The sequence below is a fragment of the Ignavibacteriales bacterium genome (assembly GCA_026390595.1).
Lineage (GTDB): Bacteria > Bacteroidota > Ignavibacteria > UBA10030 > UBA10030 > UBA9647.
Map to the genome: position 1 here is coordinate 88,743 of JAPLFQ010000022.1, position 26,857 is coordinate 115,599.

The 26,857-nt window shown below is 54.2% G+C and carries 25 protein-coding genes; 22 read left to right on the plus strand and 3 right to left on the minus strand.

What is annotated here, in order from left to right; genetic code table 11:
* Positions 1 to 53: 53 nt before the first annotated feature.
* Entirely contained in the window at positions 54 to 1,046 is a 993-nt protein-coding gene (locus NTU47_11755) for a class II fructose-1,6-bisphosphate aldolase (protein MCX6134479.1), read from the plus strand.
* A gap of 83 nt (positions 1,047 to 1,129) precedes the next feature.
* Here the strand turns inward: NTU47_11755 and NTU47_11760 are convergent, their stop codons facing one another.
* Together NTU47_11760 and mscL are read right to left on the minus strand one after the other, a co-directional pair.
* A complete protein-coding gene (locus NTU47_11760) occupies positions 1,130 to 1,993 on the minus strand; it encodes a DUF3078 domain-containing protein (GenBank protein MCX6134480.1) in 864 nt (287 codons plus the stop codon).
* A 49-nt stretch (positions 1,994 to 2,042) separates the two neighbouring features.
* Positions 2,043 to 2,459: a large-conductance mechanosensitive channel protein MscL gene (gene mscL / locus NTU47_11765; GenBank protein ID MCX6134481.1), complete on the minus strand. Its 417-nt coding sequence runs from the start codon at positions 2,457 to 2,459 to the stop codon at positions 2,043 to 2,045.
* 313 nt (positions 2,460 to 2,772) lie between these two features.
* Here mscL and NTU47_11770 point away from each other — a divergent pair, with 313 nt between their 5' ends.
* The 4 genes from NTU47_11770 to NTU47_11785 all read left to right on the plus strand — a co-directional run bounded on the left by NTU47_11770 (position 2,773) and on the right by NTU47_11785 (position 5,758).
* A complete protein-coding gene (locus NTU47_11770) occupies positions 2,773 to 3,342 on the plus strand; it encodes a hypothetical protein (protein ID MCX6134482.1) in 570 nt (189 codons plus the stop codon).
* A 37-nt stretch (positions 3,343 to 3,379) separates the two neighbouring features.
* Positions 3,380 to 3,919 (plus strand): thioredoxin family protein, encoded by a 540-nt coding sequence (locus tag NTU47_11775; protein ID MCX6134483.1) that lies wholly within the window; start codon positions 3,380 to 3,382, stop codon positions 3,917 to 3,919.
* A gap of 163 nt (positions 3,920 to 4,082) precedes the next feature.
* Complete coding sequence (locus NTU47_11780) at positions 4,083 to 4,841, plus strand: class I SAM-dependent methyltransferase (GenBank protein ID MCX6134484.1); 759 nt, start codon at positions 4,083 to 4,085, stop codon at positions 4,839 to 4,841.
* Between the two features lie 140 nt (positions 4,842 to 4,981).
* Positions 4,982 to 5,758, plus strand: coding sequence for a phosphatase PAP2 family protein (locus tag NTU47_11785; protein ID MCX6134485.1), 777 nt, complete (start codon positions 4,982 to 4,984; stop codon positions 5,756 to 5,758).
* A gap of 175 nt (positions 5,759 to 5,933) precedes the next feature.
* Here NTU47_11785 and NTU47_11790 read toward each other — a convergent pair whose 3' ends face one another.
* Positions 5,934 to 7,508 carry a glycosyltransferase family 39 protein gene (locus tag NTU47_11790; GenBank protein MCX6134486.1) on the minus strand — a complete coding sequence of 525 codons (1,575 nt, stop codon included), beginning with the start codon at positions 7,506 to 7,508 and terminating at the stop codon, positions 5,934 to 5,936.
* A gap of 115 nt (positions 7,509 to 7,623) precedes the next feature.
* Here NTU47_11790 and NTU47_11795 point away from each other — a divergent pair, with 115 nt between their 5' ends.
* The 17 genes from NTU47_11795 to glgP all read left to right on the plus strand — a co-directional run bounded on the left by NTU47_11795 (position 7,624) and on the right by glgP (position 26,818).
* Positions 7,624 to 8,184 carry a hypothetical protein gene (locus tag NTU47_11795; GenBank protein MCX6134487.1) on the plus strand — a complete coding sequence of 187 codons (561 nt, stop codon included), beginning with the start codon at positions 7,624 to 7,626 and terminating at the stop codon, positions 8,182 to 8,184.
* Positions 8,185 to 8,275: 91 nt separating this feature from the next.
* On the plus strand, positions 8,276 to 9,301 hold the full coding sequence (locus NTU47_11800; GenBank protein MCX6134488.1) for an MBL fold metallo-hydrolase: 1,026 nt from the start codon (positions 8,276 to 8,278) through the stop codon (positions 9,299 to 9,301).
* A 10-nt stretch (positions 9,302 to 9,311) separates the two neighbouring features.
* Positions 9,312 to 10,433 carry an XdhC family protein gene (locus NTU47_11805; GenBank protein ID MCX6134489.1) on the plus strand — a complete coding sequence of 374 codons (1,122 nt, stop codon included), beginning with the start codon at positions 9,312 to 9,314 and terminating at the stop codon, positions 10,431 to 10,433.
* A gap of 449 nt (positions 10,434 to 10,882) precedes the next feature.
* Positions 10,883 to 12,769: an oligoendopeptidase F gene (gene pepF, locus NTU47_11810; GenBank protein MCX6134490.1), complete on the plus strand. Its 1,887-nt coding sequence runs from the start codon at positions 10,883 to 10,885 to the stop codon at positions 12,767 to 12,769.
* A 43-nt stretch (positions 12,770 to 12,812) separates the two neighbouring features.
* On the plus strand, positions 12,813 to 13,313 hold the full coding sequence (locus NTU47_11815) for a DinB family protein (protein ID MCX6134491.1): 501 nt from the start codon (positions 12,813 to 12,815) through the stop codon (positions 13,311 to 13,313).
* Between the two features lie 169 nt (positions 13,314 to 13,482).
* Positions 13,483 to 14,073 (plus strand): nucleotidyltransferase family protein, encoded by a 591-nt coding sequence (locus NTU47_11820; GenBank protein MCX6134492.1) that lies wholly within the window; start codon positions 13,483 to 13,485, stop codon positions 14,071 to 14,073.
* Between the two features lie 88 nt (positions 14,074 to 14,161).
* Positions 14,162 to 14,554 carry a DUF5668 domain-containing protein gene (locus NTU47_11825; GenBank protein ID MCX6134493.1) on the plus strand — a complete coding sequence of 131 codons (393 nt, stop codon included), beginning with the start codon at positions 14,162 to 14,164 and terminating at the stop codon, positions 14,552 to 14,554.
* A 4-nt stretch (positions 14,555 to 14,558) separates the two neighbouring features.
* Positions 14,559 to 15,260 (plus strand): DUF5668 domain-containing protein, encoded by a 702-nt coding sequence (locus NTU47_11830; GenBank protein MCX6134494.1) that lies wholly within the window; start codon positions 14,559 to 14,561, stop codon positions 15,258 to 15,260.
* A gap of 3 nt (positions 15,261 to 15,263) precedes the next feature.
* Entirely contained in the window at positions 15,264 to 16,376 is a 1,113-nt protein-coding gene (locus tag NTU47_11835) for a histidine kinase (protein ID MCX6134495.1), read from the plus strand.
* Positions 16,377 to 16,480: 104 nt separating this feature from the next.
* Positions 16,481 to 17,221 carry a LytTR family DNA-binding domain-containing protein gene (locus NTU47_11840; protein MCX6134496.1) on the plus strand — a complete coding sequence of 247 codons (741 nt, stop codon included), beginning with the start codon at positions 16,481 to 16,483 and terminating at the stop codon, positions 17,219 to 17,221.
* Positions 17,222 to 17,276: 55 nt separating this feature from the next.
* Complete coding sequence (locus tag NTU47_11845) at positions 17,277 to 17,891, plus strand: hypothetical protein (GenBank protein MCX6134497.1); 615 nt, start codon at positions 17,277 to 17,279, stop codon at positions 17,889 to 17,891.
* Between the two features lie 100 nt (positions 17,892 to 17,991).
* Positions 17,992 to 18,696, plus strand: a complete 705-nt coding sequence (locus tag NTU47_11850; protein MCX6134498.1) for a hypothetical protein — start codon at positions 17,992 to 17,994, stop codon at positions 18,694 to 18,696.
* A gap of 50 nt (positions 18,697 to 18,746) precedes the next feature.
* Positions 18,747 to 20,816 (plus strand): GxGYxYP family putative glycoside hydrolase, encoded by a 2,070-nt coding sequence (locus tag NTU47_11855; protein MCX6134499.1) that lies wholly within the window; start codon positions 18,747 to 18,749, stop codon positions 20,814 to 20,816.
* Between the two features lie 99 nt (positions 20,817 to 20,915).
* Positions 20,916 to 21,683 (plus strand): creatininase family protein, encoded by a 768-nt coding sequence (locus NTU47_11860; protein MCX6134500.1) that lies wholly within the window; start codon positions 20,916 to 20,918, stop codon positions 21,681 to 21,683.
* Positions 21,684 to 21,715: 32 nt separating this feature from the next.
* Positions 21,716 to 23,359: a glucose-6-phosphate isomerase gene (gene pgi / locus NTU47_11865; GenBank protein ID MCX6134501.1), complete on the plus strand. Its 1,644-nt coding sequence runs from the start codon at positions 21,716 to 21,718 to the stop codon at positions 23,357 to 23,359.
* Between the two features lie 81 nt (positions 23,360 to 23,440).
* On the plus strand, positions 23,441 to 23,932 hold the full coding sequence (locus NTU47_11870) for a heme-binding domain-containing protein (GenBank protein MCX6134502.1): 492 nt from the start codon (positions 23,441 to 23,443) through the stop codon (positions 23,930 to 23,932).
* Positions 23,933 to 24,250: 318 nt separating this feature from the next.
* Positions 24,251 to 26,818 carry an alpha-glucan family phosphorylase gene (gene glgP, locus NTU47_11875; GenBank protein ID MCX6134503.1) on the plus strand — a complete coding sequence of 856 codons (2,568 nt, stop codon included), beginning with the start codon at positions 24,251 to 24,253 and terminating at the stop codon, positions 26,816 to 26,818.
* Positions 26,819 to 26,857 lie beyond the last annotated feature (39 nt).

Here is a 26,857-nt window from a genome sequence, read left to right on the forward strand (position 1 = left end):
TCAGGAACGAGTTGTGAATCCGACACGCATGAACAACTGAAAGTGGGAAGGCAATGACTCATTATAAAGAACTTGGTCTTACTAATTCCAAAGAGCTGTTTCAAAAAGCCGTGAAGGGGGGCTATGCGATACCCGCCTTTAACTTCAACAACCTCGAGCAGTTGCAGGCAATCATCGGGGCGTGCGTAGAGACGAAGTCGCCCGTGATTCTCCAGGTCTCGAGTGGAGCCCGTAAGTACGCTAATCAGACGCTCCTGAAGTATCTGGCGAAGGGGGCTGTCGATTACGCAAAAGAACTTGGCTATGCAATTCCCATCGTGCTGCATCTGGATCACGGGGATACGCTTGAACTCTGCAAGTCGTGCGTGGAATCCGGCTTTTCGTCGGTTATGATCGACGGCTCGCATCATCCATACGACAAGAATGTCGAAGTGACGAGGCAGGTTGTTGAGTATGCACACAAGCACGACGTGAGCGTGGAAGGCGAACTCGGTGTGCTGGCCGGCATCGAGGACGAAGTCTCAAGCGCCGTTACGCACTATACCAAACCGGAAGAAGTTGAAGATTTTGTGAAGAAGACAGGGGTCGATTCGCTGGCGATTTCCATCGGCACGTCGCACGGCGCGAACAAGTTCAAGCCGGAACAATGCACGCGGACACCTGAAGGCATTCTGGTTCCTCCCCCGCTGCGATTCGACATCCTGGAAGAAGTCGAAAAGAGAATTCCCGGCTTCCCCATCGTACTTCACGGCGCATCATCCGTTCCGCCCGAGCTGGTAAAAAGTATCAACGCAAACGGCGGGAAGCTGAAAGACGCAGTGGGAATTCCTGAGGAGCAATTGCGGCGGGCAGCTGCTTCGGCGGTGTGCAAAATCAACATTGATTCTGACGGCAGACTGGCGATGACAGCAGCGATTCGGAAGACGTTCGTGGACAACCCGGCGGAATTCGATCCGCGCAAATATCTCGGTCCGGCACGCGATCAACTCAAAGAGCTGTACAAACACAAGATCGTCAACGTCCTGGGAAGCGCGAACCGGGCGTAACATCACCACCGTGAGCCACTTGAAGGTGACCTTCTCCGTTGCGCAAGCAAGGATGAAGGTCATCTTCGCGTAAAGCCGTATTCTCAGAAGAGCGTGTAGCTCAACCCCAGTGCCAAGACCTCTTTCGCCTGCAATCTCGACGATGCCTTCGAGTCATTGATGAGCTGAATATTGAGAATGACAACAACATACTTGCTGACGTTTGCCGTGAGCGTGTTGTCCATCCTCATTGTGACCTGCTGAAAGTCCTTAATGGGAGCGAAGAGTTCCAGTTTTGATCGAAGCAGGAGATTGTCATCAAGCTTCAGCTCAAGATCAGTCACAGATTCAACGCCGCCATCGATCTTCGTTTTAACACGCTGGTTTTCCGGCGTTGACGCGTCGTTTGCGTAGACTGTGTACGCCGATGTTACAATCTCTCGTAGAGCCGCTCCAAATCGCGTTCTGATTATCGACGACGGTCTGTACCCGAACCCTGCGCTTTGTGTCAGGTATGCCGGATCGAAGAACTTCGAAACAGGGGTCGTTTTTCCCAATCCATCGATCATAACACCTTCGGCAAATTGCGTCTTCAATGTCGCACCAAGATAAGGATTGACCTCGGTTCCCAATTTGTATGTGAACACTGATTCAAACTCCAGCCTGTCCTCCGTCTTGCGCGTGGTTTCGCTTCCAAGCTTCGCCTGGCCGTATGACATTTTATATGTATTCCCCCAGACGTACACCGTGTCTTCAAGCTTCGAGAGCCCGTCGACTCGGATCGTCCAAGCCAGAGCGTCCTCGCCCCCTTGTGCCCAGTCCTTAAATGAGACCTGGGTCAGCGTGAGGCCGGAAACCACCGAGTGTTTCCACCCCCACTTGCTGGAATCGGGCTTCTGTGGTGCCGGCGTCTGAGACAAAGCGCGTCCCGCAAGAACAAACAACAACGCCATGATGATCCTTTTCATCTTGCATTTCCTTCCAGTTCTTGTTCCGTGAAACTCGACAGGTTCGTGGCTACAGTTTCGTTGTGCAGTGGCCGCATCGTTTCGCTTCCAGGGGGATATCCATCAGGCATTGAGGACATTTTTTCGTCGTTGGAGCGACAGCCGGAGCGGGCTTCTGCTGCATCCGGTTCACGGCCTTGACGACCAGAAAAACAGCGAACGCGACGATCGTAAAGTCGATGATATGGTTCAGGAACACACCATACTTCAGGACAGCCGCCGGGTTCTTGTCGACCGCCTCTTTCAGAGTGAGGCCGAACGAGCTGAAATCGACGCCGCCAATAAGGACGCCAATGGGGGGCATCAGCACATCGTTGACCATCGAACTGACCACTTTGCCAAAAGCCGCCCCGATGATGATACCGATGGCGAGGTCCAGCACATTTCCCCTCATCGCAAATTCTTTGAATTCCTTGACCATAGACATTGGAAAACCCTCCTTGGTTGTTCGTTAGTTCTGAGAATGGATCCGGTCGACCACAGCGATCAGCTGCCAGTAAGCTTCGCAAGGTCAGACGCATCCACCGGAGAATAGGGCGGACTCCTCAGCGCGTGAACAAGAAGGTAATCACCGATTGTCAGAATGGCAAAGGGGACGGCAGGCTGTCGATCAAGCCGACGGACCTGAACGACACGTGATCAGTCGCTCGACAGGGCTGTTGATCGGAGCGGCGCATCGACCAACGTCTTCCCTCATTCCCGGAAAAACCGTATCTTTCTGCCAACCACAGGGAGAGAGCATGACAGCCAACCAAGAACCTCTCAAAGCCCCCATTCCAGAAAGCGTCGTCGTTGAGCATGGCCCGAATGGACTCGTATGTACGTACAACTGGTTCTCATGGAAGTTCATCGCGCTCGCGGTCTTCGCGCTCTTCTGGGACGGGTTCCTCGTGTTCTGGTACAGCATCGCCTTTTCCCAGGACGCTCCTTGGATCATGTTTGCGTTTCCGCTGATCCATGTGAGCGTCGGTGCAGGCCTTACCTATTACGCGCTTGCCGGATTCTACAACAAGACCATCGTCACGGTCGGAATGGGAAGGCTCTCGATTCGTCACACGCCATTTCCCTGGCCCGGCAGCCAAACCGTGCAGGCGTCGGACCTTCTTCAGCTCTACTCCGAAGAACAGTTGACACGCTCGAACAATGGCACGCGCATAACGTATCAACTCAGCGCAATTTCAAACCAGAACAGGAAGATCAGGCTGCTTCGCGGACTGAACTCTCCCGACGAAGTCCGCTTTTTTGAGCGCCAGATCGAAGAGCAGCTGGGAATCCAAGACAGACCGGTCGACGGGGAGATGCGTCGATAGGCACACTCAATCAATCCATTCTTCTACAGGACCACTTATGGCTACCGACAAATTGAATATCGGATCAACTGCGCCGGGCTTCGACAACCTCGTGGGTGCAGACGGGAAGAAGTACTCCATGAAAGATTTCGGAGACAGGAAGGGGCTTGTTGTCGTCTTTGCGTGCAATCACTGTCCAACCGTTCAGACATACGAAGACAGGATGATCGCGTTCCAGAACGAATACGGCCCGAAAGGATTTCAACTCCTCGCAATCAACTCCAACGAAACGAACAACTACCCGGAGGACAACTACGAGGAGATGGTGAAGCGCGCACGAAAGCTCGGGTTCAATTTTCTCTACCTCCGTGACGACGATCAGTCCACAGCGCGGGCCTACGGCGCCACGCACACGCCGGAGTTTTTCGTGTTGGATGGCACGCGGACGCTGCGCTATCATGGGAAGATGGACGACAACAAGGTGCATTCGGCCTCGAGAGTAAACTACGTTCGCGACGCTGCCGATGCGATCCTCGCAGGGGAAGAAGTGAAAGAAACTGAGACATACTCGATCGGCTGCACGATCAAGTGGAAGTGACATCGCCTGCTGATCGTGAGCTCCGCTCACAATCTTTCTTGCGCTTCACAGTATCGGGTTACACCAAACAACCATTGCTGGTCGTGAGCTCTGCTCACGACCATTCAGCGTTATATCATCGGGAGCGAACTCCCGATGAGCCTGGGATTGAGGAAACGGCACAATGAAAGGTCAAGATCCATATCCCGAATTCATAGCACGCTTCTACGACGTCATCTACGCTCATCTTCGTACAGTCGATCGCGACTACTTTCTCAATGAGATCCTTGCGGTGAGGGGGCCGATCCTTGAGGTCGGTGTTGGAACGGGCCGGTTCTTTCTGGACGCTCTGGGCCGGGGAGCAGACATCTACGGCATCGACGTCAGCGAGACGATGCTTGATGAGCTGAAGAAGAAACTGGATCCAACACATCACCGGCGTGTCTTTGTTCAGGATACACGGTCATTGAATCTGGACAGGACATTCGACCTCGTCGTGGCGCCGTTTCGTGTCTTCTCACACCTCATCAGCGTCGAAGACCAACTGAACGCGCTGAACAGCATCTATGATCACCTGAATCCGGGAGGGAGATTCATTTTCGATCTCTATGTCCCCGACCTGAAGATCCTTCAGAACGGAATCAACGCGGAGACGGATTTCGACGGTGAATATGCGCCCGGAAAGAGACTGAAACGAGTCGTATCGGCTAAAGCAGACCTCATCAACCAGGTCAACAACGTGACGATGACCCTGACCTGGGATGAAGGGGGCGGGCAGAGGACTTCATCGTGGCAGCTGCTGATGCGGTTCTTTTTCCGGCATGAACTTGAACACCTCGTCGCCCGATCGAAGTTGAAACTCGACCGTATCGACGGTGACTATGAAGGGCACGCATTGACGAGCGAGTCGAAAGATTTCATCGTCGTGTGCAGGCGCTCATAGGTACGATGAGCCTCCACAATACGCCGGCTTCACGCGAAGGGCTTGGAGCAGCTTTCGGAAGGAATCGAAGAGAGAAACGGGCTTTCGTCATGGTTTCACTGGTAACACGCGGATAACTCGTAATCAATAAGGCAGACCTCATGCGTCGAAGTATACTTGCTTTCGTGCTGCTTCCGATGTTGTGCTTTCCATGTCTTCGTGCGCAGAATTCGCTCAGCTTCAAGCAGTTTGGGGACGAGACAGCCGATTTTATCAAACAACCAGCACGTTGGGATGGCAATGATTGGCTGAAGCTCGGACTGACAGGGGCGGGGACATTCCTGGTTATGCAGCTCGATCAACCTATCCGGGATGCCGTGATGAAGGACAGAAGCTACTACAACAGTGCACCGATCAGGTTCGGAAAGTTCTGGGGGGAAACATACTCCACAGCCGTGTTCGCGGGCGCGTTCGGTTTGCACGGAGTGCTCACAAACAACAACGCGACGAAGAAGGTTGGATTTGAGATCGCGCAGGCGGCTCTTTACTCAGGAGGAATCACTACCATCCTGAAACTCGCGCTTGGCCGGGCGAGACCCTACACCGATGAGGGTGCAACGAAGTATCTGCCTTTCACAATCATGGACGACGGATTCCACTCACTCCCCTCGGGACACTGCACACTTGCGTTTGCCCTTTCGACGGTGCTCTCGAGAAACGTGGAGTCCAGGGCGCTGAAAGTGCTTGTGTTTGTTCCGGCAGCTCTCACTGCGTTGTCACGGGTTTACCAGGACTATCACTGGGCATCCGATTGCGTTTTGGGGGCCGTCATCGGCTACGTCGTGGCCACGTGGGTGGTGGACCTTCACGACAGCAAGGATTCGCCGGTCCACATCTCCGGAATATATCCCCTCACGATCAGGATCAACCTCAACTGAACAGTTCAACACACTTTGAGATTCGGAGATCGATTACTCGATATTCGTTATTCAAACGGTGTTACGTCAGTGGAGTGACTATCGAACGCCGAGCAAGGGATACGGACTGTTGAAGTTGGTTGAGGTGATCATCTCTCCCCCTCACAATGAGCGTGGATCAGTTCCGACCTCAGCCTCACTTCCGCAGAAGAAGAACGTAGTTTTCATCCTCGAACACCACATCATAGTATCGCAGAAACAGCTCCTTCCGATCTATCCAATAGTTAACCGTCTCCCGCGAATCGGGCAGCCTGACCTTCCCCAGAACGACATACCGGTCGCCTGACCGGACTGCTGCCTGAATATCCTGACCCCCGGGAAATTTGACAAGGTGGAAGTTTTTCAACGGGATGCCGCTTGAAATCATGATTCTTTCACCAAGACCCGTTCCCGTGAACAGAATAATCGACCCTCCTTTGTACGTTGCTCCGAGCTTCTCGCCAAAGGCAGTCGCGTATTTCGTCAGTCCGCTGAAGATCTTTGCAGCATCCTCATAGGTTGCCACGCTGACCGACGGCACTGTCAATTGAATGATGGGCATGGCTAGAAGTGCAGCGACTACGACTCCGCGCACAATACGTGAACGCACGTTCTTGAAGAGCTCTGACAGAGCGATCCCGACCGCGACAGAAGCGAATAACCCGAAGACAATCACAAACCGCCAGTTCCACCACCATTGGTCGATGAGAACATTGTCGGTCAGAATACCGCCAAAAATGAAGAGGGAAGGAAGGACCAGAAACACAAAGAGAAGATACTGTTTTGGTTCCCGGATCACCCTGCGCAAAACCCCGATGCCGCCCAGGCAGGCGAGGAGCACAACCGGACCAAATATGTTCAGGAGGGCTCTGACGAGCGTCAGTGAAACGGCCTCCTGCCGGTACCACATCGGGTTATTCGCTGCCGAAGGAGGCGGGCGGTATTTCCATGGAGCGAATTGGAGAAAATCGCCGTACACCAACTTGTTCCAGAACAGCCAAATCACGATTCCGCTGAGGCTCAGCACTGCGACCCAGAGCATGGCGTGAATTCTGCTATGCTCCTTCCGCTTCCAGGAGAGCACGGCTTCCGTCGTTGCAACCAGAGCAACACTTGGAGCAAGGACCCATGCTTCGTACCGGGTGAGGGTCGCGAGCATGACAGCGGAGGAACAGAGGAGCAGCCAGCGATCATCCCGTCCATATAGCCATCGCTGGATCGCGTACCCGCCAAGCGTGATGAAGAAGAAGAAGGTGAGCTCGCTCATCGGAGTGAGGGCGAGATACACGACGTTGGGATTGAGTCCAAAAATAGAAGCGCTCAGCAATGCAATCGGGCGGGAGCCCGTGAGCCGCCGGACCATTGCGAACAGCAACAACGACGTCCCGATCAGGAGGGGAATTCCGACAACGGGCCCTGCGGCACCTGACGAGAAGAGCGAGTCGATCACACTGAACGGGAGCAGCACAACATGAGGAATCGGGAGCCAGACCGTTCCGAAGTTCTCTATCCCCGGTTGCCAGGAATCAATGAGCTGGCGCGCTTTGACGAGATGCGATGCAGCATCCCCGTACAGGATGAAAGAGTATTTGTCGGCTGAGTACAGCCTTACTGCAGCTGCAAATGCTGCAAGGAGCAGGGCGATGCCAAGCAGGAATTCTTCGCGTCTCTTCAGGACCGCCGGCTGGTCTTGTCCTGAAGGCGGGCTCTCGCTTTGTAGTGGTCGTGGCATGTTGTTATTAAGCACAAAAATCCTGCCGATGGCAAGTGGTTTGTGGGACCCGAAAAGCCCTTGATTTCGTCGGACACATTTTGCTATTTGTGTTCGCCAAGCGGAGAATACCTCAATGGACCTGGAATCGGAAGTACTCAGAGAGCATTCGAAGCTCAACACAGTCAGAATCGCCCGCTGGATCGGATCGGACCGCCTAAGGTTTGAGCATCTCATGGAGTTGTTTCTTCACGGTGACTATCGCGTCACACAGCGATCGGCATGGATCGTTGGCGAATGCTACGAACAAAACCCCGGGCTCATCGTTCCCTGGCTTCCCGCAATGCTGAAGAAAATGCAGGAGCCCGGTGTTCACGTTGCCGTGAAGCGAAACGTTGTCAGGATACTTCAGTGTGTCGACATTCCCAAAGCTCTCCTCGGAACCGTAGTCTCCCTCTGCTTCGACTATGTCAATTCCTATGACACGCCGATCGCAGTCAAGGTATACTCTATGACTGTCCTGGTCAATGCTGCTGAGCGCATGCCCACCCTCCAACGCGAACTCAAAGCCACTATCGAACTCCAGCTCCAATCGCCGATCCCTGCAGTGATGTCTCGTGCCCGTAGAATGATGAGAACACTCCGGAAGATGGAAAAGCACGCTCTGGTTTCAACTCGCCGAAAACAAGTCGGCTGAGTTCATCTTCCTCCCGGCATGTCGTCCTGTGGCTCGCAGTGAAGCTTCCCGAATTCCGTCGGGTGCTCCTCGACGAAGGAGGTGGAAGTTTTTGACTGGATTTCGCTATATTCCAAAACCGCTCTGTGTGGTCAAGCCAGGCGGGGACACCTGCAATTCTCTTTCTATTGACACTATGATCACTGCATTCTTACGGCAAGCTACAGGCGCAGTTCTGCTGCTGACCGGGTTTGTCTGCGGCGCGATATCCGGCCTGGAGGCTCAGCAATCACTGCGAGCAGCTCAGGACACAACCATTGTTGTCATGCTCGGCACTGGAATGCCCCGGCCGAACCCAGGGGCTTCCGGCCCGTCGGCTGCCGTCGTACTCGGTGATAAGGTCTTTCTCTTTGATGCGGGGCCGGGAGTTGAAAGACAGCTTAGCGCTTCGGGGCTCCCCATCAACGGCGTCACAGCGTTGTTCATCACGCACCTCCACAGTGATCATACTCTCGGGTATCCCGATTTGATTTTCACATCGTGGGTCATGGGTCGGAAGAAATCTCTCCAGGCTTACGGCCCCCCGGGACTGCAAAAAATGACAGACCACCTCATCGCCGCATACTCCGAAGATATCGCCATCCGCATCGAAGGCCTGGAGCACCAGACTCCACAAGGTTATGCGGTGTCTGTCCACGAAATCGATACAGGCGTGGTCTATGATTCTGTCGGAGTGCGAGTGACCGCGATGAAGGTCCCCCACGGGAACTGGCAGGTCTCGTATGCGTATAGGATTGATACGCCTGACAGACATGTTGTGATGTCGGGAGACACGCGGTACAACGAAGACCTTGTCGGTTTCTCCGAAGGCGCTGACGTCCTTGTTCATGAAGTGTACTCATCGGCGCATCTCAAGCCCGAGTCCAGGCCCGGTGGAGAGGACTGGCCGAAGTACATGCAGCAGTTTCACACTTCCGACATTGAGCTCGGGGCTCTGGCCATGCGCATTCAGCCAAAGCTGCTCGTTCTCACGCACATTATCCGCATGGGAGCCAGCGACGAAGAACTCCTTGCGGGAATCCGGAACGGTGGATTCACCGGACGGGTGGTTGTTGGACACGATCTCGACAGATACTGAGCAAGAGACTATGAAAGAACTCCGGGATATCCTGCGCGGGTACGAAGCCGCCAAACTCGCCGAAGAGAAAGCGATGCTCGCCACGATTGTCGACGTGAGAGGATCAACCTACCGGCGTCCCGGCGCACGGATGCTCATTCGTCAGGACGGGACAACGATTGGTGCAATCAGCAGCGGCTGCCTCGAGGCTGACGTCGCGGAGCGGGCAAAGAAAGTCATGAACTCCCACGATGCGATCACTGTTCTCTATGACCTCACGGGTCCTGAAAACGATGTCTGGGGACTTAACCTCGGCTGCAACGGCGTCATCCAGATATTGCTGGAGCCCCTCCCGCTGAGCATGCGATCATTCCATCTCAAATCAATCGCAGACTGCCTGAATTCGGGTAGAGTTGGAGTGCTCGCCAGCGTATTCCGCGTAGAAGGTGAATTCAGGGCAACGATCGGATCGCATCTCTTCCTTCTTGAAGACGGTTCCGTCTCAGAAGACATCAAGAACCCCGCTCTGACAGCAGCGATCACGGAAGATTGCCTCACAGTTTTGCGAACGAAAAATTCAGCTGTCAAAGAATATCGGTTCATGGAAGGCACCGTCGAGGCCCTCATCGAGGTCATCCGCCCTCCCCTTCCGCTGGTTATCATCGGCGCAGGGGCCGACTCTGTACCGCTTGCACGAATGGCCAAAGAACTGGGCTGGACCGTCACAGTAATCGATCATCGTCCCACGTCTATCACACAAGAACGATTTCCAGATGCGGACTCTCTCATACTTTCCCGCCCGGAGGAAATCTCGGAGAAAGTCAGAATCAAAGGAAATACTGTCCTTGTGATCATGACCCACAACTTCTCCCACGACCTCCAGCTTCTCCGGACACTTCTCCCTTCCCCGGCCCCTTATATCGGAATTCTCGGCCCGTCGAAGAGAACAGAGCAATTGCTTGAAAAAGTTCGCGAGTCGGGTTTCACCCCCACGGGGAAACAGCTCGACCGTCTACACGGACCGGTCGGTCTCAACATAGGGGCAGAATCACCGGAGGAAATCGCTCTGTCAATTCTCTCCGAGATTCTGGCATTTGTGAACGGCAGGCGAGGCGGTTTTCTGCGTGAGCATGGCGGGCCGATCCATGCATAGAGGACACCAGGAGATCTTACCATCGGGTCATCTGACCATCCGAAGATCTGACATTGTAGTGATCTGTTCATCGCATCATTGAACCATCGAAGAGGCTGACGAAACGGTTTTTTGGCTGGAACTACTCATTGAAGCCGATGTAGTGGAAAAAAGAAGAGTCGAAGCCTTGCTCTCCGAAGCCAATGAACTCCTCGCAATATTCGCCGCTTCTCAACGCACAGCCAAAGAAAACAGGAATTGACACTATCGAGCTAATTCCTGATGAGCAGATCACCCGATGACCCGATTTCTTCTCCCCACATCCTCCTTGCCGTTTCTTTCAGCAACGCGTACATTCAGGGAGTTCCTGATCGGCCGTCACCATTCCAGTATGTTCTTTGCCAAGACTATCGATGAAATCATTTCACTCACATTTCAGCCCTCAATGCGCGCCTCAGAAAGGTGATCCAATGCATCCGTTCACAGCCATTGCCGTGTCGTTTCTGACCCTCTCGCTCTCAGTTCCCGATATGTCGTATTCACAAGAGCGCGACCGATCCAAGATCCCCGACAAGTATAAATGGGATCTCACTCATGTATACCCCAGCGATGATGCCTGGAAGCAGGCAAAGCAGCTCTTAGCAGGAGAGGTTCCTTCCATCGAGAAGTTCAAAGGAACGTTGAGTAAGTCGCCGTCGCAGCTTCTCGGGTGCCTCGAACAGGTCAGTCACATCGCCAAAGAACTGACGCGGCTGGGCAGTTACGCGAGCATGAACTCAGATCAGGACACCAGGGACTCGAAGTACCTCGCGATGCAGCAGGAAGTGAGACAGGTTTCGTCGGACTTCGCGGCAAAGGCGGCGTATATCGAGCCTGAGATTCTTGGGCTCGACAAGAAGACCGTCGACGGATTCATTCAGCAGGAGAAAAAGCTGGCGGTCTACAGACATTATCTGGATGATATCCTCCGCAGAAAAACCCACACCGGCACTGCCGGCGAGGAGAAGATCATTGCCGATGCCAGCCTCATGTCCGACGCCGCATCGAGCATCTATGGCGTTTTCTCCGACGCTGATTTTCCATACCCGGAACTGAAGCTGAGCAGCGGCGAAACCGTCAAACTCTCCAAGTCTGCCTTCTCGCTGTACCGCACGGTTCCCAATCAGGAGGACAGGAAAAAGGTGTTCGCGGCCTTTTTTGGCAGGCTGTATGAATTCCGCAGAACATTCGGGACTCAGACAAATGCCGAGGTGAAAAAGAACATGTTCTATGCCCGCGCACGCAACTACGGCTCCAGCCTCGAGAGCGCGCTCGACGCCAACAATATCCCCGTCAAAGTCTACCACAGCCTTGTGGACGGCGTCAACAACAACCTGACGACATTTCACCGCTATCTGAATCTCAGAAAGCGGATCCTCGGACTCAAGGAATTGCACTACTACGACCTCTATGCACCGCTGCTGAGCAGCGTGGACCTCAAATACTCGATCGAAGAGTCGGAGAAGAACGTCGTGGCATCACTTGCTCCGCTCGGCAAGGAGTACGTGTCTGTCATCGAACAAGCGTTCAAGGGCCGGTGGATCGACTTCTATCCGACGGAAGGCAAGCGGTCAGGGGCATATTCAAACGGATCGGTGTACGACGTGCATCCCTACATGCTGCTGAACTACAACAACAAGTACGACGACATGAGCACGTTAACCCACGAACTGGGTCACACGATGCAGAGTTACCTTTCAAACAAGACGCAGCCGTACCCCACAGCCGATTATCCGATTTTTGTTGCAGAGGTCGCCTCCACATTCAACGAGGCGCTGTTGATCGATTATATGCTGAAGTCGATTACCGACGACAAGGCGCGCCTGTCGCTCCTTGGAAACTACCTGGAAGGGATCAAGGGGACCGTGTTCCGTCAAACACAGTTCGCGGAGTTCGAGCTCCGGATGCACGAAATGTCAGAGAAAGGCGAATCGATCACCGGCGACGCGCTCAACGACCTGTACATGCAGATAACGAAGAAGTACTACGGCCACGACAAGGGGGTCTGCATCGTCGATGATGAGATCAAATCAGAATGGTCCTTCATACCTCACTTCTACTACAACTTCTATGTGTATCAGTATGCGACGGCCTTCACGGCGTCTGCTGCGCTTTCAGAGCAGGTCCTTGGCGGCGACAAAGCTGCGACCAAGCGGTATCTTGAATTTCTCTCGGCAGGAGGATCGGACTACGCTATTGACCTTTTAAAAAAGGCAGGTGTCGACATGACAACACCGGCGCCGTTGGAATTGACGATGAAGAAGATGAACCGGGTGATGGATGAGATGGAGAAAATCCTCGACAAGATCAAACAGTAGCTCCCACTCGTGCTCGTTCGTCCGTCACCGATAAGGAGGAGTTATGCACAGAACCATAGATGATTTCGTGCTCGACTGGGAGTACGAGAGCGGCGCAACCTTGAAAATCCTTCGCACTCTCACGGATGATTCGCTCAAACAGAGAGTCACTCCTGAAGGACGCTCACTGGGATTCCTTGCGTGGCACCTGGTGCTCACGCTGAGCGAGATGGGATCGAAGATGGGCTTACAGGTCACCGCTCCCGCCGAAGATTCCGAAATGCCGACGGTTGCTGCCGAGATCGCGTCGACGTACGACATCAGCTCTAAATCCGTTTTGGAGGCCGTGCGGCGCTCCTGGACTGATGCTTCTCTCAACGACGAGATACCGATGTACGGCGAGATGTGGAAACGCGGCGGGGCTCTCACCTCGCTGCTTCTGCACCAGACACACCATCGCGCCCAAATGACAGTCCTCATGCGCCAGGCGGGCCTGAAGGTGCCGGGTGTCTACGGTCCTTCCAGGGAGGAATGGGCGCAGATGGGAATGCAAACGCAGGAATAGATTTATGTCCGAGTCGGAGGAGAATTCCCAATGCAGCGGAACGACGCTGGCCATCCTGCGACTCCGTCCCGACAGAAGACGTCGGAACTGCCCGCCCGAACGACTGCGTCGTTCAGTCGGGCGGGCGCCCAGGATGACGATCGTTCATGTTTTGATTTGCCTGTAGCCAATGAATCCTTCCTCTACTGCTATCATCATACTCGCGGCGGGGAATTCTTCGCGCCTGGGATTGCCCAAGCAACTTTTGCAGTATCATGGAATGAGCCTCCTGCGCCACGCCGCCGAGACGGCGCTTGCGACGCATCCCGCAGAGATCGTTGCAGTCGTTGGCTTTGAATCCGACCGGATGAGACACGAGCTCGACGACCTCCCCGTTCACATCGTAGTAAATTCCACCTGGCAGGAAGGGATCTCCTCATCAATCAGAGAAGGAATTGAATCGCTGCCGCCAGCTTCTGACGCCGGTCTTCTCATGCTCTGTGATCAGCCGTTCGTGACCACCGAGCTGCTCATCCGGCTTATCACCGGTTGCACAGATTCGAGACCCATCGCGGCCACAGGATACGAGCAGACCTCCGGAGTCCCGGCCTGCTTCAAACGATCTCTCTTCCCGGAATTGATGGATCTTACTGGTGACCGTGGGGCAAAACGGGTTATCGACAAGAATCCAAGCCGGGTAGCGACAATTCTCTTCGACGCTGCGAATATCGACATTGACACACTGGAAGACTACCAAAAATACATCAATTCCACACACTAGCCCTCCGTATTCTCCACCGTTCGCCGATGCAGAACCTCCGTTGACCGAATAGGCCGAAACTATCCGCTCCAGCTGAAGTATCTTTGAAATGAACACACAGATCAAGGAGACTTCGATGGATTACACTTCATCCCCTCAGTACCGGGGATCACTTATCGCAGGAATTCTTCTGCTTGCTGTCGGCGTTGCTTTTCTTCTCGATAATTTTCATGTCATCTATATCGGCGAGCCAGTCTCGCATTTTTGGCCCCTCATCATCGTCGCTCTAGGACTCGTCAGAATCTTCCAGGGCGAGAATTCGTCAGAACGGCGGAAGGGCTTCGGCTGGATGTTTTTCGGACTCTGGCTTTTAGTCTCGGTTCTTCATATGTTCGGATTGACCTTTCACAACTCCTGGCCACTTCTCCTGATCGGCTTCGGCATCAATGCCATCTGGAAAGCGGTGACACCGCATGCCGAGTGGCGCATATCAAAGGGATAAGACCATGGCAACAAACAATTTCAAGATGAGCTTTCAACTCATGCTCGGCGTTTTCATCATCCTTCTGGGTGTCCTGTACACCCTGGAGAACCTTGGAATTCTGTACGCCCACAACATTCTGCGATACTGGCCGATCCTGATTGCCTTCTATGGTGCTTCGCGGGTTGCGCAAAGCCAGACCGTTGCGCAGAAGGCATGGGGTGTTTTCTGGATCATCGTGGGGTCATTCTGGTTCCTCGATCGGCTCGACATTCTCTACTTCAACATCTGGGATCTCTGGCCGTTGATCCTCGTCGCACTTGGCGCCAGCCTGATCTGGAGACCGACACGGAGCCGCCATGGGTTCCCCGGAATGAGCACTGTCGGTGACAGCAGCTCAACGATCAACGCGTTTGCGCTGATGGGCGGGTTCAAGCGTTCGAACGATTCGCAGGATTTTCGCGGCGGCGAAGCAACGGCGATCATGGGGGGATGTGAACTCGACTTGCGGAGAGCCTCCATTCAGGAAGGTGAGGCGGAATTACACGTGATCGCGATCATGGGCGGCATTGAAATCTGGGTGCCCGAAAATTGGATCGTCGTCATGCAGGGGGTTCCCCTGCTGGGCGGTTTCGAGGACAAGACTCATCCTTCTCAGGCAGACACAAACAAACGCTTGATTGTGAAAGGGTATTCTGTGATGGGCGGCGTGGAGATCAAGAACTGATCCATGCACCCCATCCTCGCACATCAGGAACGTATCAGCATCTACCTGCTCGGCTGGCTGGTGTTCGGCATCATGCTGGCAGCGGTGCTTGCGTTGCCTCACGACGATTTCACATGGACTGAAGCGCTCGGCGTCGCGATCCCACTCACCATGGTGTACGGCGCTATCTGCCTGTCATCATGGTATGTATGCAGAGTGTACCCGCTGCAGAAAACGCCGTTTGCACGCGTGCTGCTCGTGCAGGCGCTGGCCGGGATCCTGACAATTCTGATCTGGGTGGCGGTCGCGGCCGCCTGGGTCGTGTTCCTCCAGAACGCTTTTTCTCTGCCGACGCTGCGACCTCATGTGCTCGCCAAAGCTCCCCTCTTCATCGGCGTTGGATTCATCATGTACAGTCTGACCGTGGCTATTCACTATCTCATCGTTACGTTTGAGGCCTCGAAGGATTCGGAGCAACGAGAGCTTCAGTCGAGGATCTTCGCCCAGGAAGCAGAGCTCAAAGCGCTCCGTGCACAGATCAATCCGCACTTCCTTTTCAACAGCCTGAATTCCATCAGCGCTCTTGCGACACAAAACCCTGCAGCTGTTCGGGCGATGACGCTCCGCCTCGCTGATTTTCTCCGGAAAAGTCTGCGGCTCGGCGCTCAGGAGTCCATTCGGTTGGAGGAAGAAGTGTCGATGTCCCTCAGCTTCCTCGAAATCGAACAGATCCGCTACGGTTCCAGGCTCCAGATCGTCCAGAAAATCGAAGAGGTTTGCAGGGATTGTGTTGTCCCGCCGCTGATCCTCCAACCGTTGATCGAAAATGCCGTTCATCATGGAATCGCACATATGCTCGACGGTGGTACGATCACGCTTGAGGCTGAATGGCGGGGAAGCGTTCTCCACGTGAGAATCGAAAACCCGATAGATCCCGATCGCCCGAGGAAAAGCAAGGGGGGGCTCGGGTTGGAGAATGTCAGCAAGAGGCTCCGGGCAATTTACAAAGACGATGCGCAGCTGCAAACGTCCGAGAGTGATGGTATGTTTCATTCGGACCTGTGGCTGCCGGCTCAGACGAGCCCCGGGTTCCGCCGAACTGCTCCGGTCACTGCACCATCTACTGTCCAGCTATAGCCATCCTCCTTCTTTCCGCAGGCAGAATTCCCAGATGTGCAATCGGAATTGACTGAAAGAGATGCCGGAAATCGATCTCTTTTGCTATCTTTACTACTAGACCTATGGACACGACACGAGCTATAATCGTTGATGACGAGGAACTGGCACGCAGTATCATTCGCGAGTACCTCGCCGAGCACGTAGAAATTGAGATTGTGGCTGAGTGTTCGAACGGATTTGAAGCCGTCAAGGCGGTCACGGAGCTGAAACCTGATCTTCTCTTTCTTGACGTTCAGATGCCGAAGCTGAACGGGTTCGAAGTCCTTGAGCTCGTCGAGTCCGATATCGTCGTCATCTTCATCACGGCCTACGAGCAGTATGCGGTCAGGGCGTTCGAGGTTCACGCCGTCGACTATTTGCTCAAACCTTTCAGCAGGGAGCGATTTGATGAGGCGCTGGAACGCGCCAAGGAAAAGCTCGACCTGCGCCAGTTTCCTCCCCAGCAGGAGATCATCAGCTCGGCACGACCAAAGGGAGAGACTGTTGAGCGGGTTCTCATCCGCGACGGCTCGCGCGTCTTCGTCATCCCCGCAGAGAAGATCGACTATGTTGAAGCTCAGGATGATTACATCGCGATCAAGTCAGAAGGCAAGACCCATCTCAAGAAGCAGCGGTTGTCCGATCTTCAGGCGCTGCTCGATCCGGCGCGTTTCGTACGCGTCCACCGGTCGTACATCCTCAACATCGATCGCCTGGTGCGTCTCGAGCTCTACGCAAAAGACAGTCGGATGGCTATTCTGAAAGACGGGACGCAACTCCAGGTTAGCAGATCGGGTTATGACAAGTTGAAGGAGATGCTGTAGAGTCGATCTGACAGGTCTCACAGACCTGTCAGATTTTACAAGGACGGAGATACCATTGCAGAAGATCGTCAAACTCGAGTCGGGTAAGTTCTATCATATCTATAACCGGGGCAACAACAAAGGATACATCTTCTTCGAGGAGCGAAACTATGCTTACTTCTTGGATCGCTACAAGGAGTACATAGGTGGAATTGCTGACACCTTTGCATATTGCTTGTTGCGGAATCATTTCCACTTCCTCGTTCGTTTCAAAGACACTTGCGACTCTTCGCAGAGTATTGCTCCGCTGCAAGTTCCCGTGAACCTCTCCAAGCCATTCTCTGACTTCTTCAACTGCTACACAAAGGCCATCAACAAGGCATGCTTTCGGACAGGAGGCTTGTTTGAAGGACCGTTTCGCAGGATTGAGGTTGCCACTGAGGCGTACCTGATACAACTACTTCTCTATATCCATCTGAATCCTCAGCGACATGGAGTTGATAAGAACTTTGAGGAATACCCTCACTCTTCATACAGATTGCTGATCTCAGATGAAAGCACCACCCTAAAAAGACGTGAGGTGCTCAGCTGGTTCGGATCGAAGCAGTCCTATATCGAAGCTCATCGGTCTTATCGCGATGAAACGGTTCTCAAACGACTAGTTGGAGATGATGACGAGGGAGGCTGGTGAGATCTGACAGGTCTCAAAGACCTGTCAGATCTACCATGCAGCCAACGGTGTGTTCCATTGTTTCAGGTTTCGACTCTCAGTTCCCAAAATTCCTAACGATATGCCCGCCGGAAATCCAGCTACCAGCAATCCCTCCATAGTGCAGACGGCTCAACGCGGTGACCCCGCCGAGAGAGCGAAGGCCATCGAGCACATTGTCGTTGCCCATTGGAAACCGTTATACAAGTATGTCCGCGCCCAGTACCGACTGTCGCATACGGAGGCATGGACGATCACGCTGAATTTTCTCAAGCTCCTTGACGAGGGGATATTTTTCGCCAAGTTCGACGGCAGTAAGACGTCGTTGCGGGAATTCATCAGGGGAAGACTTGATGTGTTCATGCCGACTCCGGCTGCGAGAAAAGTCATCGCCCCCCCGACAACCATTGACATCGTAGGCGCTGAGGAGGAGTTTCTGGCGGATCAGACAGCCCCGAATCAATCCGCAATCGAATACTATAACAACGAATGGGTGCGAAACCTCCTCACGCTGGCAGTCGAAGAGCTGCATAACAAGCTGGCCTCAGAAGGGAAGAGCCGGGATGCCGAGCTGTTCATGAAGCTCGATCTCCAGGACAGGTCTGGAGATCAGCGCGTCACTCTCGAAGCCGTCGCCAACGAACTCTCGATGCCGTTGGGCGACGCCTGGAACTCTCTCGCAAAAACACGCCAGCGGTTTCAGAACATCCTCATCGACCTCATCCGGTCGTTCATATCTTCAGATGCGGAATTCCGCCGGGAAATCCAGACATTCATGCACTCATGATTTTCTCCCAGCCCTCATTGAGACCTTAGCGCATTGAAAGGAAGCATCCTATGAAGCTCCGATTCTCTTTGTGCCTTCTCGCCCTGCTTCTCCCCATCCCGGGAGCCGGACAGGGAAACCCTGCCTTCACCGGGAAGTGGACATTCGTGCAGCAGATGAGTGACGACATCGGCCTGTATGCCAGCCTCTCGATTGAGCTCAGGCAGGAGGCTTCTCACCTTGTCATCCTGCAGAAGTGGGGAACCGGCCGGTCGTTTCTTGACTCCCTCTCTCTCGAGGTTGGCGGCAAACTCAACACCGTGCCGATCAACAACCGCGTGTGGCCTACCAATGTCTTCATGGGTCTTTCAATGCCGGTCGGCGGAACGAGACACATCAAAGCCACGTGGGAGAATTCAAACAAGGTGCTGAAACTCGAGGAATCGTATTCGATCAGGGGATCCCAGGGCATGAGTTCCATCTCCGCCGTTCACACCTATGAACTCTCGAGCGATGGAGAACTGCTGACGTACGTCGTCTCCCGATCAACCCGCACATCGGGTCCCCCCGTCAAATATGTTCTCAAGAGAGCAGGATTGAAGGAATCGTACTTCATGAAGCTCGAGAACAACTGGGAAATCCAGGGGAAACTCCCAACGCAGGCCTTCCTCATCAGCCTCCAGGGGCTGGCAAATGCCGATGCCCCGCGCCTGTACTTCATCTATCCTCCCGGCTGGGATTTCACCTATACAGAGGACGTGTTCAGTTTCTTCAAGAACAAGCGGAACTTCACATTCACAGAGCTGCGGAATGAACAGGCGGCGCTCCAGACGTTCAAGAAGTATGTCAAGGGTTACGTCGTCTGGGACAAGTCCGTGAGGACATCGCTCATCGTCGCCTTCACGGTTGCGGGACTGGAGCGATCTGTGGTCGTCAGCGAAGAACAGATTCCGATGGTGGAAAAAGCTGGATTGAAAATGACGGCCGATCTCCGCGGCAGGTTCACGGGGCAGAAGGACGCTCAGATTTACGCATGGGCGTATGAGCAATACGGAAGCCGTTGCAGCAAGGACTACATCGTGTGGCTCGGAGGCGAGCACGGGGGCATCATGAGGCCGGGCATCGTCGACTTCGGCGTCAACAAGCAGGCGTTTTTCAACGACCTCTCATGCCGACACACGGATACGGCGGAATACCAGCTCGCACGCAGAATTCTCAGCGAGATGAAACCCATGTCGATGGTCATGGGCTGGCACTCGTATGCGAAAGATCTCGAAAGGGAATTCGTGACGCTTACATCGAATTTCGGACTGCGTGTTGAGGGGCTGCACACGCTTCCCAACCTGAGCTTCACCAGCCAAGTGCCTGTCTCTCAGGGTTTCAAGTTCATCAACAACAACAAACTCGTCGCCGGAAGAACATACAAACCGGAGAACAAGATTTATGTCTCCTGTGTGCAGACAGACGGCATCGGTCTTGGCGCATGGCTGGAACCAGGCCGCGGTGAAATACCGATGGCGTGGGAAGTGCTGATGAATTACGTCTGGATGGCTCCTTCGATGGCGGAGTACTTTTATACGGTGGCGACGCCGAACGACTATTTCATCGGATGCCTCTCCGGGCCGGGTTACCTCTATCCGAAAGCCGTACCGCCAAAACTCCTTCCCGGATTGATTGCAAAAGCGAACGAGGACATGACAGTCCTTGATCTCTCGGTGTTCGAAACCATGGACTATTCCGAAGGAGCGACGGTGGAGGGGAACACCGAACTCACGAAAGATGTTGTCGACGCGTACTATAAGGGTATGCCGAACGCGATCGGATTTATCAATGGCTATGCTCCTTCCTATACGTTCACGGTGAGGGACGGCAAGCCGTTTATTTCCTTCGACTACTACCTCTCCCCCGAGCGGCCTGAGGCAGAGGCGGCAGCAGATTTGGAAGAACTTGCGAAGATCAACGCGAAGCGTCCCTACTTCCTTCTCATCCACGTACGCGAATACAGCAACGTGAAGCGTGTGAAAGGGATCCTCGACAGGCTCAGTCCGCAATTTGAAGTTGTGCCGCTGGATGTCTTCCTGACACTGGCGGGCAAGGCCCCGACGTATCAGGAGCGATTTCTCGAGCCGAAAAAGAAGTGATCCCATCGCGGCGCGCGGACGATTTCGTTTTGCACGACATTTGGCTACATTGCAGGCAGCCATCTCAAGAGCCGTCTCCACATTCAACAATACACAACCATGCCCGGACGATCCTACATTCTCGCTGAAACACCCTGGAAAATAATACAAGAAACCCCGTACGTGCTGGCGATTCTCCCCTGGGGGGCAACTGAAGCTCATAATTATCATCTCCCCCACGGTACGGACATCATCGAGTCCGACTACATCGCATCGGAATCGGCGAGGATCGCATGGGATGCAGGCGCAAAGGTGATCGTCCTTCCTACCATACCGTACGGCGTCAACACGGGGCAGATGGATATCAAGCTCACGATCAACATGAATCCGTCTACTCAGGCTGCAATCCTGAGAGACGTTGTTGACTCGCTTTCAGGCCAGGGAATTCATAAGCTCGTCATCCTGAACAGTCATGGCGGAAACGATTTCAGGCAAATGGTGCGCGAGCTCCAGCTGCGCAACCTGGAGATGTTCATTTGCACAATCAACTGGTGGCAGATTGTCGATCAGAAGAAATATTTTGACGAAGCGGACGATCACGCGGGCGAAATGGAAACGAGTGTCATGCTGAATATCGCCCCGAATCTCGTCCTGCCTCTCGATCAGGCTGGCGACGGAAAGGCGCGGAAGTTCAGGCTGAACGGTCTGCGCGAGAGGTGGGTCTGGACCCCGCGCCAGTGGACCAAAGTGACCGACGACACCGGTGTTGGGAACCCCAAGCGGGCAACAGCAGAGAAAGGGGCCGGTTACCTGAAGGCGGCTACAGAAAAGATCGGCGGTTTCCTCAGGGAACTCGCCGCCGCCGACACGAATGACCTCTACGAGTAAGGCGGAATTCACTTCGCCAGCAAGGACCAGCAATGTCAACATTGACCGCATCATCCTCCTGGAAAGCCCTCGAGCTTCATCACAAAGAAATCGCGCCCATTCATCTGCGTGAGCTTTTTGCCGCTGATCACCGGCGATTCGACGCGTTTTCGATCAGATGGAACGACTTCCTCGTCGACTATTCGAAGAACCGGATCAGCGAAAAGACTATGGAGCTTCTCTTCGGGCTTGCCCGCGAAGCCGGGGTGAAGGAGTGGACGGAGAAGATGTTTGCGGGGGAGGAAATCAACTCCACGGAGAAGCGCGCCGTTCTGCACGTCGCCCTCAGGAACCGGTCCAACACACCGATCCTGGTTGACGGGACCGACGTGATGCCGTCTGTGAACAAGGTTCTGCTTCATATGCGTGAGTTCACGGAGACAATCCGGAGCGGCCGGTGGACCGGATACACCGGGCAGCCGATCACCGACGTCGTCAATATCGGCATCGGCGGGTCGGACCTCGGACCGGTTATGGTCACCGAAGCCCTCAAGCCGTACGGCCACCAGCGCATCTCGGTGCATTTTGTTTCCAATGTCGACGGTACGCACATCGCCGAAACAGTGAAGAGACTGAACCCTGAGACGACGCTGTTCATCATTGCCTCCAAGACATTTACGACGCAGGAGACTCTCGTCAACGCGCAGTCGGCAAAGAAATGGTTTCTCGATCAAGCGAAGGACCCCTCGGCAGTTGCGAAGCACTTTGTCGCTGTCTCAACGAACGCCGAAGCGGTCTCGGCCTTCGGCATCGACACAAAGAACATGTTTGAGTTCTGGGATTGGGTCGGCGGACGCTATTCTCTGTGGTCAGCGATAGGTCTTCCCATCGCTATCTATGTCGGCATGGACCATTTCGAAGATCTGCTCGCCGGCGCCCACGAGATGGATCTCCATTTCCGCACTGCTCCCCCCGAGAAGAACATCCCCACCATTCTTGCTTTGCTGGGAATTTGGTACAACAATTTCTTCGGCGCAGAATCACACGCCATCATCGCGTACGATCAATACCTCCACAGGTTCGCTGCGTATCTCCAACAGGGAGATATGGAGAGCAATGGCAAGGGGGTCAGACGCGACGGAGTCAGGGTGGACTATTCAACAGGTCCTGTGATCTGGGGAGAACCGGGGACCAACGGACAGCATGCGTTCTTCCAGCTCATCCACCAGGGGACGAAACTGATACCGGTTGACTTCATTGCCCCGGTGCAATCGCAGAACGCGCTCGGCGAGCACCATGCCATTCTGCTCTCCAATTTCTTCGCCCAAACCGAAGCCCTGATGCGCGGGAAAACTAAGAGCGAGGCCCGCCAGGAGCTCGAATCCGCAGGGATGAAGGGGGAAGATCTCGCCAAACTCCTTCCACACAAGGTCTTTCCGGGCAATCGGCCGACCAACTCGATTCTGATCAAGAAACTCACGCCTCGAGCGCTCGGATCCCTCATCGCGATGTACGAGCACAAGATTTTCGTCCAGGGAGTGATCTGGGACGTGAACTCTTTTGACCAATGGGGTGTTGAACTGGGAAAGCAGCTCGCGAAGGCAATTCTGCCCGAGCTTACCGGGGATGGTCAGGTCACAAGCCACGATTCCTCAACGAATGGATTGATCGGATTCTACAAATCGAATCGCCGGTAGGTGCAGTGCGGGTTTTCTGATGAATCAGACCAGCTCTTCTTTTTTGAATCGTTCATCAACTCACGTCCCGGAGATTTGACCATGCGCAAAACGCTCACGAGGATCGCCATCGGACTTGTCGTTCTGTTCCTGGCAGCTCAAGTCTACCAGCCAGAGCGGTCCAATCCCCCCGTCGATGAATCGAAGACGATCTTCACATCTCTGAACGTTCCTCCCGATATAAAAGCGGTACTCGATCGCTCATGTACCGACTGCCACACGAACAATACCACATGGCCTTGGTACAGCCATGTCGCTCCCATGTCGTGGCTCGTCGCACGCGATGTGAAAGACGGCCGATCGAGCATGAACTTCTCCGTTTGGGGAACCTACAAGAGAACCAGGCAGTCAGGAAAGCTCGACGATATTTCCGAGCAGCTCTCCACTGACCAGATGCCACTTAAGCCCTATCGCATCATGCATCCGAACTCAACCCTTTCAAAAGAAGAAATTGATCTTGTCGCACGATGGGCTGAGAAGGAGCGCGACCGGCTGTCGGAGCCTGACACGACTGACGGACCTGCGAAGAAATAGGCCGGGTTCCTGACGTTCCAAAGCACCGGACTAGCGGATCATCTTCGTGCTCTGGGGTTCTCTGTGTGTGCACATAGGGAGCCTCATGGCTCCATACGCGCACGTAAACACAGTCATTTCTGATTATTCCTAGGCTCAGAAACGCGATCGACGAATCCCCCCTCTATGCGTGTGGTTTTTCTCCGATTTCTTCCTTAACCTTGCCACATCGTTTCACTGCTGACCAGACTGCTCAGGCATCAATATTGATGGTATAGCCTGCGATGCGCGCACCGGCATCCTTCCAACGCATGTGAACATCTTCGAGGAACTATTCCAATGACTCGTCCGATCTACACGTACACCGTAGCTCCCTCCCTGCCGAAAGAACTCGAATCACTCCACGAGCTCGCGTATAACCTCCTCTGGGTTTGGGATCACGATCTCATGGAACTCCTCATTCGCCTTGACCCCGACCTGTGGGAGAAAACGAATCACAACCCGGTGTTGATGCTTGGCATGATCAGCCAGGAGCGGCTGAATTCGGCTTCACGCGACGACGCATTGCTCGCCCAGCTTGAACGCGGATTTGAACGGTACAAAAAGTACCTCGACACGAGCTCCACGTGGTTTCGCAAGGCCTACTTTCAAATTCCTCCGAATCAGATCGCTTACTTCTCGGCTGAGTTCGGACTTACGGAGTGCCTGCAGAACTATTCAGGAGGGCTGGGAGTCCTTTCGGGGGATCACCTCAAGTCCGCGAGCGATCTCGGATTGCCTCTTGTCGGTATTGGCTTGCTGTACCAACAAGGATATTTCCGCCAGTACCTGAATGCGGATGGCTGGCAGCAGGAACGAAATCCCGAGAACGATTTCTTCACGCTTCCAATTATCCTCGAGCGTGACAAAGAGGGCAAGCCGCTGATTATTTCCGTCGATCTGGACAACCGGCCGGTCTACGCGCAGATATGGCGCGTGCAGGTAGGCCGCGTTCCGCTGTACCTCCTGGACACGAACTTCTCAATGAATTCCCGGACAGAGGATCAGGACATCACGGATCAACTCTATGGCGGGGATCGTGAACTGAGGATCAAACAGGAGATTCTTCTGGGCATCGGAGGATACCGGGCACTGAAGGCGCTCGGACTTTCCCCTGCCGTTTTTCACATGAACGAAGGACATTCTGCATTCCTCAGCCTCGAACGATGCCGGGATCTAATGGAGACTCACAAACTCTCTTTCGCAGAGGCACGCGAAGCATCGACTGCCGGGCTCGCGTTCACCACACACACACCCGTCCCTGCCGGCAATGACTACTTCACGCCCGAGCTTATCGAGCAGTACCTCGGACGCTATTATCGGGACCTCGGACTGGCCCCCAAGGAATTTCATGGTCTTGGCAGGCAGGACCCGAACAACGATCAGGAAGCGTTCTGCATGACGGTGCTGGCGCTCAAGATGGCAGGGAGCAGCAACGGAGTTGCAAAGCTGCACGGAACCGTCTCCCGCAAGATGTGGCAAAACGTGTGGCCTGGATTGCCGGTGAACGAGATCCCGATTCATTCGATTACCAACGGTGTTCATGCTCCTTCATGGATCAGTCGTGAATTAGCGGGACTGTACGACCGCTATCTTGGTCCCCGGTGGCGGGAGGATGCCGGCGAATACGGTCTCTGGAGCAGAGTGCACCACATACCGGATGAGGAATTGTGGCGCACGCACGAGCGCAGGCGCGAACGCCTTGTTGCATTCGCTAGGGCGCGTTTACGTGCCCAGCTTGAGGCGCGCGGCGCGCCGCCGTCCGATGTTGCCCAATCGGAAGAGGTCCTGAATTCTCAGGCCCTGACGATCGGTTTCGCCCGCCGGTTCGCGACGTACAAACGATCTACGCTCATCCTCAAAGACGCTGAGCGGCTCATCAAGATTCTTACGGACAAAGACCGTCCGGTTCAGATTATTTTCGCAGGAAAAGCACATCCCCACGATAATCCAGGAAAAGATCTGATTCGCCAAATCGTTCATTTTGAGCGCCGACCAGGCGCGCGGCGGCGCATGGTATTTCTCGAAGACTACGACATGGTTGTCGCCCGGTACATGCTGCAGGGAGTGGATATCTGGCTCAATACACCGCGCCGGCCTCTCGAAGCGAGCGGAACGAGCGGCATGAAGGCGACCTTCAATGGCGGCATCAATCTCAGCGTTCTCGACGGCTGGTGGGATGAAGCCTACAATGTTCACACCGGCTGGGCGATCGGGCGGGGAGAGGAATACGCTGACGAAGACATGCAGGATGAGATCGAATCGAACGCGCTCTACGATCTTCTGGAAAAGGAGATTGTGCCCCTGTTCTATTCACGCGGCGCTGACGACTTGCCGCGTCAATGGATCACGAAAATGAAAGGGGCAATGAGGGCGATCGGACCCGAATTCAACACGAATCGCATGGTGAGGGAATACACGGAAAAAATGTACCTGCCAGCCCTCGATCGCGAGAACGAACTCAAATCGAACAACTTTGCCAGAGCCAAAGAGATCTCTGTTTGGAAGGAACGCCTGCGGGAGCATTGGCACGGATTGAAAATCCTTGACGTGCTCGTTGATAACCACAAGACTCTCAAGGTTGGTGAGTCTGTTACCGTGCGTGCTCATGTCGACGTCGGACAACTCAAGCACGAAGACGTCTCCGTCGAGCTTTTCTATGGTGTCCTGAACGCACAGGGAGAAATCGAGAATCCGAAAGTGGCGCTGATGAAGCCGTCGGATAAGCCGAAGGGGACCGTATTCGAATTCGTAGCCATCAATAAGCTCATCATGAGCGGACGTTTGGGTCATACCGTTCGGGTGCTGCCGCGGCATCAGGACCTGGAGAATCCACTGAAGTTGGGATTGGTCCTCTGGGCGAAATAATGGTCAATCGTCAATAACTAATTGACAATTGTCAATTCA

Excerpts from the sequence above, each read along its gene's own strand:
- NTU47_11755 (MCX6134479.1), top strand. The coding sequence starts at position 54 with ATGACTCATTATAAAGAACTTGGTCTTACTAATTCCAAAGAGCTGTTT.
- NTU47_11760 (MCX6134480.1), bottom strand. The coding sequence starts at position 1,993 with ATGAAAAGGATCATCATGGCGTTGTTGTTTGTTCTTGCGGGACGCGCT.
- mscL (MCX6134481.1), bottom strand. The coding sequence starts at position 2,459 with ATGTCTATGGTCAAGGAATTCAAAGAATTTGCGATGAGGGGAAATGTG.
- NTU47_11770 (MCX6134482.1), top strand. The coding sequence starts at position 2,773 with ATGACAGCCAACCAAGAACCTCTCAAAGCCCCCATTCCAGAAAGCGTC.
- NTU47_11775 (MCX6134483.1), top strand. The coding sequence starts at position 3,380 with ATGGCTACCGACAAATTGAATATCGGATCAACTGCGCCGGGCTTCGAC.
- NTU47_11780 (MCX6134484.1), top strand. The coding sequence starts at position 4,083 with ATGAAAGGTCAAGATCCATATCCCGAATTCATAGCACGCTTCTACGAC.
- NTU47_11785 (MCX6134485.1), top strand. The coding sequence starts at position 4,982 with ATGCGTCGAAGTATACTTGCTTTCGTGCTGCTTCCGATGTTGTGCTTT.
- NTU47_11790 (MCX6134486.1), bottom strand. The coding sequence starts at position 7,508 with ATGCCACGACCACTACAAAGCGAGAGCCCGCCTTCAGGACAAGACCAG.
- NTU47_11795 (MCX6134487.1), top strand. The coding sequence starts at position 7,624 with ATGGACCTGGAATCGGAAGTACTCAGAGAGCATTCGAAGCTCAACACA.
- NTU47_11805 (MCX6134489.1), top strand. The coding sequence starts at position 9,312 with ATGAAAGAACTCCGGGATATCCTGCGCGGGTACGAAGCCGCCAAACTC.
- pepF (MCX6134490.1), top strand. The coding sequence starts at position 10,883 with ATGCATCCGTTCACAGCCATTGCCGTGTCGTTTCTGACCCTCTCGCTC.
- NTU47_11815 (MCX6134491.1), top strand. The coding sequence starts at position 12,813 with ATGCACAGAACCATAGATGATTTCGTGCTCGACTGGGAGTACGAGAGC.
- NTU47_11820 (MCX6134492.1), top strand. The coding sequence starts at position 13,483 with ATGAATCCTTCCTCTACTGCTATCATCATACTCGCGGCGGGGAATTCT.
- NTU47_11825 (MCX6134493.1), top strand. The coding sequence starts at position 14,162 with ATGAACACACAGATCAAGGAGACTTCGATGGATTACACTTCATCCCCT.
- NTU47_11830 (MCX6134494.1), top strand. The coding sequence starts at position 14,559 with ATGGCAACAAACAATTTCAAGATGAGCTTTCAACTCATGCTCGGCGTT.
- NTU47_11835 (MCX6134495.1), top strand. The coding sequence starts at position 15,264 with ATGCACCCCATCCTCGCACATCAGGAACGTATCAGCATCTACCTGCTC.
- NTU47_11840 (MCX6134496.1), top strand. The coding sequence starts at position 16,481 with ATGGACACGACACGAGCTATAATCGTTGATGACGAGGAACTGGCACGC.
- NTU47_11850 (MCX6134498.1), top strand. The coding sequence starts at position 17,992 with ATGCCCGCCGGAAATCCAGCTACCAGCAATCCCTCCATAGTGCAGACG.
- NTU47_11855 (MCX6134499.1), top strand. The coding sequence starts at position 18,747 with ATGAAGCTCCGATTCTCTTTGTGCCTTCTCGCCCTGCTTCTCCCCATC.
- NTU47_11860 (MCX6134500.1), top strand. The coding sequence starts at position 20,916 with ATGCCCGGACGATCCTACATTCTCGCTGAAACACCCTGGAAAATAATA.
- pgi (MCX6134501.1), top strand. The coding sequence starts at position 21,716 with ATGTCAACATTGACCGCATCATCCTCCTGGAAAGCCCTCGAGCTTCAT.
- NTU47_11870 (MCX6134502.1), top strand. The coding sequence starts at position 23,441 with ATGCGCAAAACGCTCACGAGGATCGCCATCGGACTTGTCGTTCTGTTC.
- glgP (MCX6134503.1), top strand. The coding sequence starts at position 24,251 with ATGACTCGTCCGATCTACACGTACACCGTAGCTCCCTCCCTGCCGAAA.